This is a genomic window from Pseudoclavibacter terrae (assembly GCF_008831075.1).
GTDB lineage: Bacteria > Actinomycetota > Actinomycetes > Actinomycetales > Microbacteriaceae > Pseudoclavibacter > Pseudoclavibacter terrae.
This window is the reverse complement of the sequence record NZ_WBJX01000002.1, coordinates 441,554-457,476: the sequence shown is the minus strand read 5'-3', so window position 1 is coordinate 457,476 and position 15,923 is coordinate 441,554. Positions and strand designations below refer to the sequence as shown.

At 66.9% G+C, this 15,923-nt stretch carries 16 protein-coding genes; 8 read left to right on the top strand and 8 right to left on the bottom strand.

Features of this window, described 5'->3' with window-relative positions; translation table 11 throughout:
• Positions 1-5 precede the first annotated feature (5 nt).
• Positions 6-1,124 carry a transaldolase gene (tal, locus tag F8O03_RS08380; RefSeq protein ID WP_151423452.1) on the bottom strand — a complete coding sequence of 373 codons (1,119 nt, stop codon included), beginning with the start codon at positions 1,122-1,124 and terminating at the stop codon, positions 6-8.
• Positions 1,125-1,179: 55 nt separating this feature from the next.
• A complete protein-coding gene (tkt, locus tag F8O03_RS08375; protein WP_151423451.1) occupies positions 1,180-3,270 on the bottom strand; it encodes a transketolase in 2,091 nt (696 codons plus the stop codon).
• A gap of 244 nt (positions 3,271-3,514) precedes the next feature.
• Here tkt and F8O03_RS08370 point away from each other — a divergent pair, with 244 nt between their 5' ends.
• Positions 3,515-4,417 carry a heme o synthase gene (locus F8O03_RS08370; protein WP_244296082.1) on the top strand — a complete coding sequence of 301 codons (903 nt, stop codon included), beginning with the start codon at positions 3,515-3,517 and terminating at the stop codon, positions 4,415-4,417.
• Between the two features lie 178 nt (positions 4,418-4,595).
• Here the strand turns inward: F8O03_RS08370 and F8O03_RS08365 are convergent, their stop codons facing one another.
• Complete coding sequence (locus tag F8O03_RS08365) at positions 4,596-5,561, bottom strand: COX15/CtaA family protein (protein WP_244296080.1); 966 nt, start codon at positions 5,559-5,561, stop codon at positions 4,596-4,598.
• A gap of 260 nt (positions 5,562-5,821) precedes the next feature.
• Here F8O03_RS08365 and sufB point away from each other — a divergent pair, with 260 nt between their 5' ends.
• From sufB to F8O03_RS08335, 6 genes are all read left to right on the top strand, one after another.
• Complete coding sequence (gene sufB / locus F8O03_RS08360) at positions 5,822-7,240, top strand: Fe-S cluster assembly protein SufB (RefSeq protein WP_104252980.1); 1,419 nt, start codon at positions 5,822-5,824, stop codon at positions 7,238-7,240.
• A complete protein-coding gene (gene sufD / locus F8O03_RS08355) occupies positions 7,241-8,446 on the top strand; it encodes a Fe-S cluster assembly protein SufD (protein WP_151423450.1) in 1,206 nt (401 codons plus the stop codon).
• A complete protein-coding gene (locus F8O03_RS08350; RefSeq protein WP_151423449.1) occupies positions 8,443-8,775 on the top strand; it encodes a non-heme iron oxygenase ferredoxin subunit in 333 nt (110 codons plus the stop codon). Before sufD ends, F8O03_RS08350 begins: the two co-directional genes overlap by 4 nt.
• A 3-nt stretch (positions 8,776-8,778) precedes the next feature.
• Positions 8,779-9,543 (top strand): Fe-S cluster assembly ATPase SufC, encoded by a 765-nt coding sequence (sufC, locus tag F8O03_RS08345; protein ID WP_104252897.1) that lies wholly within the window; start codon positions 8,779-8,781, stop codon positions 9,541-9,543.
• 9 nt (positions 9,544-9,552) lie between these two features.
• Positions 9,553-9,885 carry a metal-sulfur cluster assembly factor gene (locus F8O03_RS08340; protein WP_104252896.1) on the top strand — a complete coding sequence of 111 codons (333 nt, stop codon included), beginning with the start codon at positions 9,553-9,555 and terminating at the stop codon, positions 9,883-9,885.
• A gap of 169 nt (positions 9,886-10,054) precedes the next feature.
• Positions 10,055-11,653 (top strand): ABC-F family ATP-binding cassette domain-containing protein, encoded by a 1,599-nt coding sequence (locus tag F8O03_RS08335; RefSeq protein ID WP_104252979.1) that lies wholly within the window; start codon positions 10,055-10,057, stop codon positions 11,651-11,653.
• 97 nt (positions 11,654-11,750) lie between these two features.
• Here the strand turns inward: F8O03_RS08335 and F8O03_RS08330 are convergent, their stop codons facing one another.
• From F8O03_RS08330 to F8O03_RS08320, 3 genes are read right to left on the bottom strand one after another with little or no spacing between them, the layout of a single operon-like run.
• A complete protein-coding gene (locus F8O03_RS08330; protein ID WP_151423448.1) occupies positions 11,751-12,605 on the bottom strand; it encodes an SURF1 family cytochrome oxidase biogenesis protein in 855 nt (284 codons plus the stop codon).
• Positions 12,602-12,880 (bottom strand): acetone carboxylase, encoded by a 279-nt coding sequence (locus tag F8O03_RS08325; RefSeq protein WP_244296077.1) that lies wholly within the window; start codon positions 12,878-12,880, stop codon positions 12,602-12,604. Before F8O03_RS08325 ends, F8O03_RS08330 begins: the two co-directional genes overlap by 4 nt.
• Positions 12,873-13,148: a DUF3099 domain-containing protein gene (locus F8O03_RS08320; protein WP_151423447.1), complete on the bottom strand. Its 276-nt coding sequence runs from the start codon at positions 13,146-13,148 to the stop codon at positions 12,873-12,875. Before F8O03_RS08320 ends, F8O03_RS08325 begins: the two co-directional genes overlap by 8 nt.
• A gap of 80 nt (positions 13,149-13,228) precedes the next feature.
• Between F8O03_RS08320 and F8O03_RS08315 the strand changes: the two genes are divergently transcribed.
• The gene (locus F8O03_RS08315) at positions 13,229-13,939 is read left to right on the top strand and encodes a beta-ketoacyl-ACP reductase (RefSeq protein WP_151423446.1); all 711 of its coding nucleotides are present in this window, start codon (positions 13,229-13,231) and stop codon (positions 13,937-13,939) included.
• A gap of 77 nt (positions 13,940-14,016) precedes the next feature.
• Here F8O03_RS08315 and serB read toward each other — a convergent pair whose 3' ends face one another.
• Positions 14,017-14,676, bottom strand: coding sequence for a phosphoserine phosphatase SerB (gene serB / locus F8O03_RS08310; RefSeq protein ID WP_244296073.1), 660 nt, complete (start codon positions 14,674-14,676; stop codon positions 14,017-14,019).
• Positions 14,673-15,914, bottom strand: coding sequence for a glucose-1-phosphate adenylyltransferase (locus F8O03_RS08305; RefSeq protein ID WP_104252892.1), 1,242 nt, complete (start codon positions 15,912-15,914; stop codon positions 14,673-14,675). Before F8O03_RS08305 ends, serB begins: the two co-directional genes overlap by 4 nt.
• Positions 15,915-15,923 lie beyond the last annotated feature (9 nt).

The window sequence follows — 15,923 nt, the reverse complement described above, 5'->3', positions numbered from 1 at the left end:
TTCCCCTAGGCCTTCGCCGCGGCAGCCTTGAGCTGCGAGTCGACGGTTTCCTTGAGCTCCTGCCAGGAGACGATGAACTTGTCGACGCCTTCGGTCTCCAGCTGCTCCGTGACCTCGACGTAGCTCACGCCGAGCGCCTCGAGTTCGTCCAGCGTCGTGTTGGCGGCGTGGGCGGTTCCCGCGATGGTGTTGCCGGTGATGACCCCGTGATCGGCGACGGCTTCGAGCGTCTTCTCCGGCATCGTGTTGACCGTGTTGGGCGCGACGAGCTCGGTCACGTAGAGCGTGTCGGGCAGTGCTGGGTCCTTGACGCCTGTCGAGGCCCAGAGCGGGCGCTGCACGTGCGCGCCTTCGGCGAGCAGCAGCTTCGCGCGCTCGCTCGAGAACTCCTCTTCGAAGGCCGCGTAGGCGAGGCGGGCGTTCGCGAGAGCTGCACGGCTCTTGAGTGCGGTCGCCTCGTCGCTGCCCGCGGCCACGAGTCGCTTGTCGATCTCGGCGTCGACGCGCGAGACGAAGAAGGAAGCGACGGAACGGATCGTCGACAGGTCGTGCCCACGTTCCCTGGCCTGCTCGAGTCCGGACAGGTACGCGTTCACGACCTCGCGGTAGCGGCTGAGGCTGAAGATCAGCGTGACGTTGACGCTGATGCCGGAAGCGATGGCCTCCGTGATGGCGGGAAGGCCTTCGACGGTCGCCGGGATCTTGATCATGGCGTTCTTGCGGTCGACGGTGGCCCAGAGGCGCTTGGCCTCCTCGATCGTCGCTGCGGTGTCGCGGGCGAGCTCGGGGGAGACCTCGATCGAGACGCGCCCGTCGAGTCCGTCGGTGGCCTCGTAGATCGGCAGGAAGAGGTCGCACGCGGAGCGGACGTCGTCGGTGGTGATCTCGAAGATCGCCTCGTCGATGCTCGCGCCGCTGGCCTGCAGCGTGGCGACCTGCGCGTCGTACGCGTTGCCCTTGCTGAGGGCGCCGGCGAAGATCGTCGGGTTCGTCGTGACGCCGACGATGCCGCGCTCGGCGATGAGGCGCTCGAGCGCGCCCGACTCGAGGCTTGAGCGCGAGAGGTCGTCGAGCCAGATGCTGACGCCGGCTTCGGCGAGTGCTGCTGTGGGTGTTGAAGTCATTGGTGGTGTTCCTTCGCGTAGCTGGTGAGGAAGAGCTGGGGCACGCCCGGGAGCGCTACTGGGCGAGCGACTCGAGCGCCGCGTCGACGACGGCCTCTGCCGTGATGCCGTACGCCTTGTAGAGCTCTGGCTGGTCTGCGGATGCGCCGAACGTCTCGATCGAGATGCTGCGGCCCTTCGGTCCCACGAACTGGAGCCATGGCAGTGCGAGCCCTGCTTCGATGCTCACGCGAGCTTCGACGGCAGCCGGGAGGACGTGCTCCCGGTAGGCCGCGTCCTGCTCGGCGAACCACTCGAAGCTCGGGACGGACACGACGCGCGTTGGGTGTCCCTGCTCCTGGAGCGTCTCGCGTGCCTCGAGGGCGTACTGGACCTCGGACCCGGTGGCGAGCACGATGACCTCTGGCGTGCCACCGGAGGCTTCCGCGAGGACGTAGGCGCCACGCTTCGTTCCGGCGGCTGAGCCGAATTCCTGCTCGTTGGCGTCTCCGGATCCGCGTGCGATGACGGGGAGATCCTGCCGCGAGAGGATGAGGCCGGTCGGACCGCCTCGGCGGCTCACGACCTCGAGCCAGGCCGCCGCGGTCTCCGGTCCGTCTGCCGGGCGGACGACTGCGAGGTTCGGGATCGCGCGGAGCGCCGTGAGGGACTCAACCGGCTGGTGCGTCGGGCCGTCGCCGCCGAGGGCGATGGAGTCGTGCGTCCAGACGAAGATCGACGGGATGTTCATGAGCGCGGCGAGGCGAACCGAGGGACGCATGTAGTCGCTGAACATGAGGAACGTGCCGCCGAACGCGCGAGTCTTGCCGTGCAGCGTGATGCCGTTGAGGATCGCGCCCATGGCGTGCTCGCGGATGCCGAAGTGCAGCACCCGCCCGTAGGGGTTGCCGGTCCAGCTCGACGTCGAGAACTGCGAGGGGATGAAGGACGCAGCGCCGTTGATGGTCGTGTTGTTGGAGCCGGCGAGGTCGGCGGATCCGCCCCAGAGCTCGGGGAGCTGGGCGGCGAGCGCGTTGATGGCCTCACCCGACGCCTTGCGGGTGGAGACCTTGGCCACGCCCGCGAAGTCCGGCAGTGCGTCGGCGATGCCCTCGGGCAGCTCGTCTGCCTCGAGTCGTTCGAGCAGCTCGGCACGCTCGGGGTTCGCGCTCTTCCAGGCGTCGAAGCTCTGCTGCCACTCGGCGCGCACGGGGGCGACCCGGTCGGCGAGTCCTCGCGTGTAGGCGAGCACGTCGTCGGCGACCTCGAAGCTCTGCTTCGGGTCGAATCCGACGAGGCTCTTGACCGCCTCGAGCTCGGTCTCGCCGAGTGCCGAGCCGTGGATGCCGCCCGTGTTCTGCTTGGTCGGGCTCGGCCAGCCGATGATGGTCTTGAGGACGATGATCGACGGGCGTCCGGTCTCGGCCTGGGCCTCGAGCGTCGCGTCGTGCAGTGCGGCGAGGTCTTCGTGGTATTGCTCGCCAGCCGTCCAGTCGACCGTCTGGACATGCCAGCCGTAGGCCTCGTAGCGCTTGGCGACGTCTTCCGTGAAGGCGATGTCGGTGTCGTCCTCGATGGAGATCTGGTTGGCGTCGTAGAAGACGATGAGGTTGCCGAGCTCCTGGTGGCCCGCAAGCGAGGAGGCCTCGCTCGTCACGCCCTCCTGCAGGTCGCCGTCGCTGGCGATGACGTAGACACGGTGGTCGAACGGGCTCTCCCCGGGGGCGGCCTCAGGGTCGAAGAGTCCGCGTTCGAAGCGCTGCGCGTAGGCGAAGCCCACTGCGGAGGCGAGCCCCTGGCCGAGTGGACCCGTCGTCATCTCGACGTGATCGGTGTGTCCGAACTCGGGGTGTCCCGGCGTCTTCGAGCCGAGCTGGCGCAGCTGCTTGAGGTCGTCGAGCTCGAGACCGAAGCCGCCCAGGTAGAGCTGGCAGTACTGGGTCAGCGAGGAGTGTCCCGCCGAGAGGATGAAGCGGTCGCGACCGATCCAGTGCGGGTCCTTCGGGTCGACCCGCATCACGTGCTGGTAGAGCAGCGTCGCGAGGGGGGCGAGGCTCATCGCCGTGCCAGGGTGCCCACCCTTCGCCTTCTCAACTGCATCCGCCGCCAAGATCCTTGCTGTGTCGACTGCACGTCGATCGAGCTCAGACCACTCAAAATTCGTCACACTGCGTCCCGTCGTCGTTGGGAAAGGGCCGCCTCACAGCCTATCGCCACGTCGGGTCCGCGCGGGGGGAACGCCGTCCAGTTCTCGATCATGTTTCTCCGTGCGACGGGCGTCACGGTCGGCGGTGGCGGCTGTGACGTGCTGGCGCGCCCGGAGATTGGGAGCCGTTCTCGGCGAGACCGGATAGAATTGCCAGGAGATTTCGAGCGAAGAGGACTTGGTGGCTTTGTCTGTCGATGAACTAGTGGCTGTCGCACCCCCGCAGCGAGCGTCTTTGGGGCGGAAGGCGAAGGCCTACGTGGCGCTGACGAAGCCCCGCATCATCGAGCTCCTCCTCATCACGACGGTGCCGACGATGTTCCTCGCAGAAGGCGGCGTGCCGAACCTCTGGCTCGTCCTCGGCGTCGTGCTCGGCGGAGCGATGTCAGCAGGCAGCGCGAACGCCTTCAACTGCTACATCGACCGCGACATCGACCGCCTGATGAAGCGCACGGCGAAGCGCCCGCTCGTGACGGGGGAGCTGACGGATCGCGAGGCGCTCGTCTTCGCGTTCGCCCTCGGCATCCTGTCGACGGTCGTGCTGTGGCTCGTCGCCAACCCGCTGACCGCGGCGCTCTCCGTCGGCGCCATCCTGCTGTACGTGGTCTTCTACACGATCGTGCTCAAGCGCCGCACCGAGCAGAACATCATCTGGGGCGGCGTCGCGGGCTGCATGCCCGTCCTCATCGGCTGGGCAGGCGTCACGAACTCGCTCGACTGGGCGCCGTTCGTGCTGTTCGCCATCATCTTCCTCTGGACCCCCGCCCACTACTGGCCGCTCTCGGTCAAGTACCGCGACGACTACGCGAAGGCGAGCGTCCCGATGCTGTCGGTCACCGAGGGGGAGCTGTCGGTCTCGCTGCAGACCGTGCTCTACGCCTGGGCCACCGTCATCTGCTCGCTCCTGCTCGTCCCGGTCGCGGGCATGGGCTGGCTGTACACGTCGGTCGCGGCGCTCTCGGGCGCATGGTTCCTCTACGAGGCGCACGTGCTGTACTACCGCACCATCACGGGCAAGGGTGGAAAGCCGATGAAGGTCTTCCACCTCTCCATCACCTATCTCACGCTGGTCTTCGTGGCCGTCGGCATCGACCCGCTGATCTCCTAGCACGGCGCTAGCCGCCCCTGTGATCGGCCCGGCGGAGCAAGCCTCCCGCCCGGGCCGATTTCTCTGCTCCCGGTTCTCACCGAGCTGCGGCCCAGGGCGGACCCGCGAACGAATGAGAAGCCCCGGCGAGACACGGTCTCGCCGGGGCTTCTGCGGTCGGCTCGGAGCCGGCGCGAGGTCAGGCGCGTTGCGGGCGTCCCTCGCGGCGGATGGTCGCCACCGCGGTCGTCGCGACGGCGATGGTCGTGACCGCGAGCACCATGTGCACGATCACGAGAGTGATCGGGAGGCCGGTGCGTGCCTGCCAGATGCCGACCGCCGCCTGGGCGACGATGAGCGCGAGCAGGCCGAGCGAGACCCTGCGCGTCGCCGGGAACCTCCGTACCGCGGCCAGAACGGCGAATGCGAGAGAGCACGCCAGCAGGATGTACGCGGGCCAGGAGTGGACGTGCTGCATGACGACCGGGTCGAGCCCGTTCCTCGAAGCCGCCGAGTCTCCCGCGTGCGGGCCGGACCCTGTGGTGAGTGCACCGACGAACACCGTCACCCACACCCACACGTTGACGACGACGGCGAGCGTCAGCACGAGACCCGCCCGGCTGACGTCGAGTCGCGTTCCGGACTCTGGCACCGGCTCGCCGCGTCGAACACGGAAGAGCAGGACGGCGGCGATCGCGACGATGAGGCCGGAGATGAGGAAGTGGAGTCCGACGATGTCCGGGTTGAGGCCGGTGAGCACGGTGATGCCGCCGACGATCGCCTGGACGATGATCAGCACGCCGATCGAGAAGGCTGGAACGGCGAGACGCATCCCGCGCGGGCGCACTCTGAGAACCGCCAGGAACAGCAGGAGGGCGATGACGCACAGGATGAACGTCAGCAGACGGTTCCCGAACTCGATGACGCCGTGGATGCCCATCTCGGGCGTGTTGATGAGCGATTCGTCCGTGCAGTACGGCCAGGTGGGGCAGCCGAGACCGGAACCTGTGAGTCGGACGAGCCCACCCGTGCCGACGATGGCGATGTTCGCGATCAGGCTCGCCCACGCCAGGAACCGCGTGTAGCGCGTGATGCCGGTTGGCATCACTCGCGCACGGAGGGCGTCCGCTCGTGGGGGACGGACGGGAGCGACTTGCGCGGTCACGAGTTCCTTTCAGACGCCTGGCTTGTCTGGCGTAGGATAGAAGGTGTTGTCTTCGCTCGGGACGTGTGCCCGAATCGCGGCGCAGGGAACAATGGAGGCCCTTCGCGGGTTCCATTCTACGAGAGGTAGACGCACGCCGTCTCCCGAGCGACCGCGGGCCCACCGGCCGAAGACCCACGTGCGAGACGAACGCCGGCGAGAAGCCGGACACGCGGCAGCACGTGCACAACGACTTCAGAGATGAGAGAGACGAGGCAGACATGTCAGATGTCCTGATCGATCGCCCAGAACTCGAGGGCCTCGGCCGCTACGAGTTCGGCTGGGCAGACTCCGACGTTGCGGGATCGTCCGCGAAGCGAGGCATCAGCGATGCCGTCGTCGCCGACATCTCGCGCCTGAAAGACGAGCCGGAGTGGATGCTCAAGACGCGTCTCAAGGGCTACAAGATGTTCGAGCGGAAGCCGATGCCGAACTGGGGTGCAGACCTCTCCGGTATCGACTTCGACAACATCAAGTACTTCGTCCGGTCGACGGAGAAGCAGGCCCAGACGTGGGAAGACCTGCCCGACGACATCAAGAGCACGTACGAGAAGCTCGGCATCCCCGATGCAGAGCGCCAGCGCCTGGTCGCCGGCGTTGCGGCCCAGTACGAGTCCGAGGTCGTCTACCACCAGATCAACGAGGAGCTCGAGAAGCAGGGTGTCATCTTCATGGACACCGACACGGCTCTCCGTGAGCACCCCGAGTTCTTCGAGGAGTACTTCGGCACCGTCATCCCCTCGGGTGACAACAAGTTCGCCGCCCTGAACACGGCCGTCTGGTCGGGCGGCTCGTTCGTCTACGTGCCGAAGGGCGTGCACGTCGAGATCCCGCTGCAGGCCTACTTCCGCATCAACACGGAGAACATGGGTCAGTTCGAGCGAACGCTGATCATCGCGGACGAGGGCAGCTACGTCCACTACATCGAGGGCTGCACGGCTCCCATCTACAAGTCCGACTCCCTGCACTCCGCGGTTGTCGAGATCATCGTGAAGAAGAACGCACGCGTGCGCTACACGACGATCCAGAACTGGTCGAACAACGTCTACAACCTCGTCACGAAGCGCGCGATCGCCGAAGAGGGCGCGACGATGGAGTGGGTCGACGGCAACATCGGCTCCAAGGTCACCATGAAGTACCCGTCGATCTACCTCGTCGGCGAGCACGCCAAGGGCGAGACCATGTCGGTCGCCTTCGCGGGTCCCGGCCAGCACCAGGACGCCGGCGCCAAGATGATCCACATGGCTCCGTACACGCAGTCGTCGATCACGTCGAAGTCCATCGCGAGAGGTGGGGGACGAGCCGGCTACCGAGGCGAGGTCCGCATCGATGCCAAGGCTCACCACTCCTCGAACAGCGTCGTCTGCGACGCGCTGCTCGTCGATACGCAGTCCCGCTCTGACACGTACCCCGCGATCGACATCCGGGTCGACGATGTGCAGCTCGGCCACGAGGCGACCGTCACGAAGGTGTCCGAAGAGCAGCTCTTCTACCTCATGAGCCGCGGACTCCCCGAGACCGAGGCCATGGCCATGATCGTTCGCGGATTCATCGAGCCCATCGCTCGCGAGCTGCCGATGGAGTACGCGCTGGAACTCAACAAGCTCATCGAGATGAGCATGGAAGGATCGGTCGGCTAGATGACGACGCAGGTGACGAGCGAGCAGATCAACCCGCTCGGTCTCAACAAGCACAGCCACGGGCCCGGCTCCGAGGTACCGGTGCAGACGAGGTCGGAGCGCTTCACCTCCTTCGACTTCGCCGACTTCGCGCCGCTCAGCGGCCGCGAGGTCGAGTGGAAGTACACCCCCGTCGCGAAGCTCGACGCGCTCATCAACGGCACGCTCACCGGAAACCGCTCCGAACTCGAGTTCTCGGAGACCGAGGGCGTCTCGGTGAGCTGGATCCCGCGCTCGGACGCGCGCATCGGTTCCGCAGGGAAGCCGGAGGACCGCGCCTCCGCCAACGCCTGGACGAACTTCGGCGAGGCGCTCCTCGTCGAGGTCTCGGGCGAAGACGACAAGCAGTTCGTCCTCGACCGCAAGGGCTTCGGGGACGCCGCACTCGCCGCCCATGTCGTGATCGACATCAAGCCGCACGCCAGGGGCCTCATCATCCTCCGCCACACGGGCGAGGCGACGGTCGCCGAGAACGTCGAGATCCTCGTGGGCGACGGCGCGAACGTCACGGTCGTCTCCATGCAGGAATGGGAGGACTCCGCGCAGCACCTCTCGACGCACTTCCTGTCCGTCGGGCGCGACGCGTTCATCAAGCACATCGTGGTCTCGCTCGGCGGTGGCATCGTGCGGCTCAACCCGACGCTCCAGCTCAACGCGCAGGGCGCGGATGGCGAGCTCTACGGGCTCTACTACTCCGACGCCGGCCAGCACCTCGAGCACCAGGTCTTCGTCGACCACAATGCGCCGCACACGCGCAGTCGCGTCAACTACAAGGGGGCGCTGCAGGGTGAGGGCGCGCGTGCCGTCTGGATCGGTGACGTGCTCATCCGCCGCAACGCACCAGGCACCGACTCCTACGAGCAGAACCGCAACCTCGTCCTCTCGGAGGGGACGCGCGCCGACTCGGTCCCGAACCTCGAGATCGAGACCGGCGACATCGAAGGCGCGGGGCACGCATCTGCGACCGGTCGCTTCGATGACGAGCAGCTCTTCTACCTGATGAGCCGTGGCATCTCCGAGGCCATGAGCCGTCGCCTCGTGGTGCACGGCTTCCTCAACGAGATCGTCCAGCAGATCGGCAACGAGGAGATCGCAACCCACCTTCGGGACGCGCTCGAACGCGAGCTCAACGAGGGCGCAAGTCCTCTGCTCGTCGCAGAGCGATGACCTCGGTGCGTCTCTGCGCGGCAGACGACGTGAAGGTCGAGGCGCCGCAGCGCTTCGAGATCGAGGGGCAGGCCATCTGCGTCGTCCGGGACTCGGCCGGTGAGCTCTTCGCTCTCGGGGACCGATGCTCGCACGGAGACATCTCGCTTGCCGAGGGCTTCGTGGAGGACGACTCGATCGAATGCTGGGCGCATGGCTCCCAGTTCTCGCTCAGAACCGGGTGGCCACGCACCCTCCCCGCCTACGAACCAGTGCCCGTGTACCGCATCCAGGTGCAAGCGGGCGACATCTACATCGACCCCACTCCAATCTTCGAGGAGAAGAGCTAGCACATGTCCACGCTGCAGATATCCGACCTCCACGTCACGGTCGAGACCGACCAGGGCACCAAGGAAATCCTCCGCGGTGTCGACCTGACGATCAACCAGGGCGAGATCCACGCCATCATGGGCCCGAACGGCTCAGGCAAGTCGACGCTCGCGTACACGATCGCGGGCCACCCCAAGTACGAGGTGACGAGCGGCTCGATCACGCTCGACGGCGAGGACGTCCTCGAGATGTCCGTCGACGAGCGGGCGAAGGCCGGCCTGTTCCTCGCCATGCAGTACCCCGTCGAGATCCCCGGCGTGACGGTGGCGAACTTCCTGCGCACCGCGAAGACCGCCGTCTCCGGCGAGGCACCGCCCCTGCGCCCGTGGCTCAAGGAGGTCAAGTCCTCCATGTCCGCACTGCGCATGGACCCGGTCTTCTCCGAGCGCAACGTCAACGAGGGCTTCTCCGGTGGCGAGAAGAAGCGCAACGAGATCCTCCAGCTCGAGCTCCTCAAGCCGAAGTTCGCCGTCCTCGACGAGACCGACTCGGGCCTCGACGTGGATGCGCTCCGCATCGTGTCCGAGGGCGTCAACCGCGTCAAGGAGAACACCGGCCTCGGTGTCCTGCTCATCACGCACTACACGCGCATCCTGCGGTACATCAAGCCCGACTTCGTGCACGTCTTCGTCGCCGGCAAGGTCGCCGACCAGGGCGGTCCCGAGCTCGCCGACCGCCTCGAGAACGAGGGGTACGACCGCTACCTCGCTCAGCAGGTCGAGGCGTAGGATCTCGCCATGGCACTGACGACACTCGAAGCGACACGCTACGACGAGATCGAAGAGGCGCTCAAAGAGGTCGTGGACCCGGAGCTCGGCGTCAACATCGTCGACCTCGGTCTCATCTACGATCTGAACTGGGACGACGACTCCGACGCGCTTGTCATCTCCATGACGCTCACCTCCGCGGGCTGCCCGCTGACCGACGTCATCGAGGCCGACACGGCCCAGGCGCTTGATGGCGCCGTCGAGCGCTTCGTCATCAACTGGGTCTGGATGCCGCCGTGGGGTCCCGAGAAGATCACCGACGACGGGCGCGACATGATGCGCGCCCTCGGGTTCAACATCTGACCCGCGTCCGACCGTGATGAGCCCCGCCTCGGCGGGGCTCATTCGCGTCTCGTCTAGACTGGGCAGGTTGTCGGCTACGGGGCCAGCCCGGTCGACTCCGGCGTGGACCTGACACCCGCCTCTCAGCACCGCACAGCTCGCCCCGCTCACCACCGAATGGATGCTCTTCTTGCTCGCCGTACACGACCTCGAAATCACCATGGGTGCCCGCACCCTCATGTCGGGAGTCAACTTTCGTGTTGCCGCTGGCGACAAGATCGGCCTCGTCGGCCGCAACGGCGCCGGCAAGACGACGCTGACGAAGATCCTGGCGGGAGACACCCTGCCGACGGCAGGGAAGATCGAACGCCGAGGTGAGATCGGCTACCTTCCGCAGGACCCGAGAAGCGGCGACCCCACGCAGACAGCGCGCACGCGCATCCTGGACGCCAGAGGACTCGGCGAACTGCGTCTCGGCATCGACGAGGCGACCCTCGCGATGGCGGACGGGACCCCCGCCGAGCAGGAAGCCGCGATGAAGAAGTACTCGCGCCTCGACGACAGGTTCCTCGCGCTCGGAGGCTACGCGGCCGAGGCCGAGGCCGCAGCGATCGCCAGCAACCTCAAGCTGCCGGACCGCATCCTCGACCAGGAGCTGCAGACGCTCTCGGGTGGACAGCGTCGCCGCATCGAGCTCGCCCGGATCCTGTTCTCCGGCGCGGAGACGATGCTGCTCGACGAGCCCACGAACCACCTCGACATCGACTCGGTCATCTGGCTGCGGGAGTTCCTCAAGGGATACGCCGGCGGGCTCATCGTGATCTCGCACGACGTCGAACTGGTCGGCGACACGGTCAACCGCGTGTTCTACCTCGACGCGAACCGCCAGGTGATCGACGTCTACAACATGGGCTGGAAGCACTACCTGCGCCAGCGCGAGGCCGACCAGGAGCGCCGCAAGAAGGAGCGCGCCAACATCGAGAAGAAGGCGACTGTGCTGCAGCAGCAGGCCGCCAAGTTCGGTGCCAAGGCGACGAAGGCCACCGCGGCGCACCAGATGGCGCGTCGTGCGGAGAAGATGCTCTCGGGTCTCGAGGAGGTCCGCGTCGCGGACCGCGTGGCGAAGCTGCGCTTCCCGACGCCCGCGGCCTGCGGCAAGACCCCCCTGCGGGCATCGAACCTCTCGAAGTCCTACGGATCACTCGAGATCTTCACCGCGGTCGACCTTGCCATCGACCGAGGTTCACGCGTCGTAATCCTCGGGCTCAACGGTGCGGGCAAGACGACGCTTCTGCGCATGCTCGCCGGCGTGGACGAGCCGGACACGGGCGCGCTCGAGCCAGGCCACGGCCTCAAGATCGGCTACTACGCCCAGGAGCACGAGACGCTGGATGTCGCCCGCAGCGTCCTCCAGAACATGGTGAGCGTCTCGAGCCACCTCACGGAGACCGAGGCGCGCAAGGTGCTCGGCTCATTCCTGTTCTCCGGAGATGACGTGCACAAGCCGGCGGGGGTCCTCTCCGGCGGCGAGAAGACGCGACTCGCACTGGCGATGCTCGTCGTGTCCAGCGCCAACGTCCTGCTCCTCGACGAGCCGACGAACAACCTCGACCCGATGAGCCGTGAGCAGATCCTCGATGCGCTTGCGCATTACGAGGGCTCGGTCGTGCTGGTCAGCCACGACGAGGGCGCCGTCGAGGCCCTCAACCCGGAGCGCGTGCTCATCATGCCGGACGGAGTTGAGGACCACTGGACGCCCGACTACTTCGACCTCATCACGATGAACTAGTCACGCCCGCCCGGGGGAGCTCCTGCCACGCCACGAAGCGCATGCCCGACGGGCATGCGCTTCGCTCGTGACAGGGGACTTGTGCGGTCAGGCGGGGTCAGGCACCGGCGCGATCGAGGAGCTCGTCCTCGATTTCCGCATCCGTCCTGCGTCGGCGGCCAGCTCGCTCGCGTTCGCGGGCGAGGGCCTCCTTGACCTTCGGGTCATCCGGGTTGCGGTCGCGGTATTCGGCGCGGAGTCCGAAGATGAGGCCGAGGAGCGCGATGATCGCGAAGATGATCCACTGGAACGCGTAGGACAGGTGATTGCCCTCGTCCAGCGCGGGTTTCGTCGTCAGCGCGCCGGTCTCCGCTGACGGTCGTTCGGCGGACAGCAGGCCGTATGCCCCCGTGTACACGCGGTCGGTGCCGAGCTCTTCGGCGAACTGCGGCAGGTGGATGGTCGCGATCTGCCCGGCAGGAGCGCTGCGTCCCGGAATCTCGGGTTCGCCCGGCTTGAGTCGTGCCACCACCGTCGCATCGCCCTCGGGAGGTGCCGGCACGTGGTCGGGGGAGTCCTGCGCGTCGCCGGTCGGGATCCAGCCGCGGTTCACGATGAACACTCGTCCGTCCTCGGTCTCGAAGGGCGTCAGGATCTCGAAGCCGGGGAGGCCGTTGTGTGGCCGAGACCGGGCCAGGAGCTGCTCGTCGGTCAGGTATCTGCCCTGCAGGAGCACCGGCGTCCACTCCTGGTTGATCGAGAACGCGTCGAGCGACGCGAGCTCCGACTCGATCGGAACCGCTTCCCGGTCGAAGTTGCCGGTGATGCGGGCGTTCTCGGAGACCCGCTCGTCCCGGCGTTCGAACTGCCAGTGGCTCAGGAAGCCGCACGCGATGGCGAACACGACGAGCAGGCCCAGGTAGCCGAGCCAGCGCTTCGACAGCGCGAAACGCCACCGACGCTCGCCGCTCACGCGCGCCCATCCTCGTGGTCGGTCGCCTCTGCAGCGAGCGCGGAGGCGGTCACCGGAAAGTCCCGCTGGCGGAGGAAGTCCTCGAGGTAGCCAGCATGCTCGCCGCAAGCGAGCCAGACCTTGCGGCGGGCCTCGTCGTGGATGCGCGGGTTGCGCCACTCGAGGCGCGTCGTCGCATCGGCGCTGCAGGCCGCGCGCGAGCACCGAGGCTCCGCCTCGGCGGCGTCCAGCCCGCCGTTCTGCAGGGCCCCGAGCAGGTCGAAGGCGTCACGCATCCGGCTTGCCCCGGCGCTGGAGGAAGCTCGGCCGCTCCACCCCGCGTGTTCTGCGCTGCGTCGCGGCGTTCGCGATGACGACGGCGAAGTAGGGGAGGAAGATGGCTCCGGCTGCGAACACGAACATCCAGGGTCCGCGCACCCAGATGAGCGCGACGAAGCACGCCACCCTGATCAGCATCATGATGGTGTACTTCTTCATGCGGGCGGCGCGCTCGTCGTACTCGCTGTCCGCCATGGAGGTGACGTTCGTTGTGTGTGATCGCACGGTGGCAGGTGCTCCTCTCGGCGATCTGCTCAGCTTACTCCTCGCCCCTAGACTGGAGCTCACCGTCTCAAGGGAGCAGCATGACCCAAAGAACCGTCCTCGTCACGGGAGGAAACCGTGGCATCGGCTTCGCCATCGCCGCACACTTCGTCAGCCTGGGGCACCGCGTCGCGGTGACCTCGCGCTCGGGGGAGGGCGGGCCGGAAGGCGCGCTCACGGTGCAGGCCGACGTCACCGACTCGGCAAGCGTCGATGCGGCGTTCACAGCCGTCGAGCAGGAGCTCGGGGCCGTCGAGGTGCTCATCGCCAACGCGGGCATCACGAAGGACAACCTCCTCCTCCGCATGTCGGAGGACGACTTCCAGCAGGTCATCGACACGAACCTGACGGGTGTCTTCCGCGTCCTCAAGCGCTCTTCGAAGGGCATGCTCAAGGCCCGATTCGGGCGGGTCGTCTTCATCTCGAGCGTGGTCGGGCTCTTCGGCTCGCCCGGTCAGATCAACTATTCATCGGCGAAGGCCGGCCTTGTCGGCATGGCTCGCTCGCTCACCCGCGAGCTCGGCTCGCGTGGCATCACGGCCAACGTCATCGCGCCGGGGTTCATCGAGACGGAGATGACGGCCGTGCTGCCGGAGGACACGAAGAAGGAGTACCTTTCGCAGATCCCCGCGGCGCGCTACGGCAGCGTCGACGAGATCGCGAAGACCGCGGCGTGGCTCGCGAGCGATGATGCCGGATACATCGCCGGTGCCGTCATCCCCGTCGACGGCGGACTCGGCATGGGGCACTAGCGGCAGGCCCCCGGAGAACTGACGAAGGGCCGACCGGATGCACGCATCCGGTCGGCCCTTCATCTGTGCCGTGGCGGTCAGCCCGCGAGGCCGAGCACGTGCAGCACCTGACGCATGTCGCGATCCGGGAGGCTCACGTGAGCCTGCTCGCGCACGACCGGCTTCGCATCGAACGCGATCGAGAGTCCTGCGGCCGACATCATGCCGAGGTCGTTCGCGCCGTCGCCGATCGCGATCGTGCGTGACGGGTCGACGCCGAGTTCGTCTGCCCACTCGAGCAGTGTGTCGCGCTTGGCCTCGCGACCGATGATGGGGCCGGAGACTCGGCCGGTGAGCCTGCCTTCGATGATCTCGAATCGGTTGGCTCGCCACCGGTCGAGGTCCAGCCTGGCAGCGAGGTCGTCGAGGATCTCGTGGAACCCGCCGGAGACGGCGGCGACGTACCCTCCTGCGGCGTGTACACCCGAGACGAGCTCCGGGACGCCGTCGGTGACGACGACCCGGTCGACGACCGAGGCGACGTCAGCCGCGGACACGCCTTTGAGCAGCGCGACTCGATGCCGCAGGCTCTCCTCGAAGTCGAGCTCGCCTGCCATGGCCCGTTCCGTCACCTCGGTGACTTGGGCGGTCACACCCGCGTAGTCGGCGATGAGCTCGATGACCTCATCCTCGATGAGGGTCGAGTCGACGTCGAGGAGGACCAGGAACGGGGCGCGGGTCAGCGTGCCCGACGTCACGGCTCGACGATCCCGAACTTCTCCACGACGGTGAGGCCCGAGTCGGTGACCGTGAATCCGCGACGGAGGTCGTGCTCGCGGTCGACGCCGACGGAGGCGCCCTCCTTGACGATGACGTTCTTGTCGAGGATCGCCCGCCGCACGACGGCACCGGCCTGCACGTTGACGCGATCGAACAGGATCGAGTCGACAACCGCGGCCCCTGACTCGACGTTGTCCCACGGGCCCAGCACGCTGCGCTCGATGTGGGCGCCCGAGATGACGGAGCCGAGGGAGATGATCGAGTCGATCATGGTGCCCGTCGACCCGCGGCTGTCGCGGACGAACTTCGCGGGCGGCGAGTTCAGCTGCTGCGCGAAGATTGGCCACTTTTCGTTGTAGAGGTTGAAGATCGGCAGCGTGGAGATGAGGTCCATGTGCGCGTCGTAGAAGGAGTCGATCGTGCCGACGTCGCGCCAGTAGTCGCGGTCGCGGTCCGTGGAGCCGGGAACCACGTTGTCCTTGAGGTCGTACACGCCGCAGTCACCCTGCGCGACGAAGCTCGGGATGATGTCCCCACCCATGTCGTGCTTCGAGTCTTCCAGCGTGGAGTCGCGGATGACCGCTTCCACGAGCTTGTCTGCCGTGAAGACGTAGTTGCCCATCGACGCCAGGATCTCACCGGGACTGTCCGGCAGGCCCTGCGCGTCGTCCGGCTTCTCGAGGAACTCGCGGATGAGCGTGCGGTCGTCCGGATCGACGTCGATGACCCCGAACTGGTCGGAAAGGGAGATCGGCTGGCGGATGGCCGCGACCGTCGCGCTCCGACCGGAGGCGATGTGCGCCTCGATCATCTGCGAGAAGTCCATGCGGTAGACGTGGTCTGCGCCGACCACGACGACGATGTCCGGCGACTCGTCGTTGATGAGGTTCAGGCTCTGCCTGATCGCGTCGGCCGAGCCCGAGAACCAGCGCTTGCCGAGGCGCTGCTGTGCAGGCACCGAGGCGACGTAGGAGTTGAGCATGGCCGGGAGACGCCACGTGTGCGAGACGTGTCTGTCCAGCGAGTGGGACTTGTACTGCGTCAGGACGACGATCTTGTGAAGCCCGGAATTCACCAGGTTCGAGAGTGCGAAGTCAATGAGTCGATACTGGCCTGCGAAGGGCACAGCGGGCTTTGCCCGGTCTGCAGTGAGCGGCATGAGCCGCTTCCCCTCACCGCCAGCGAGAACGATGCCGAACACCTTTGCCTGTGACATGACTCGAGC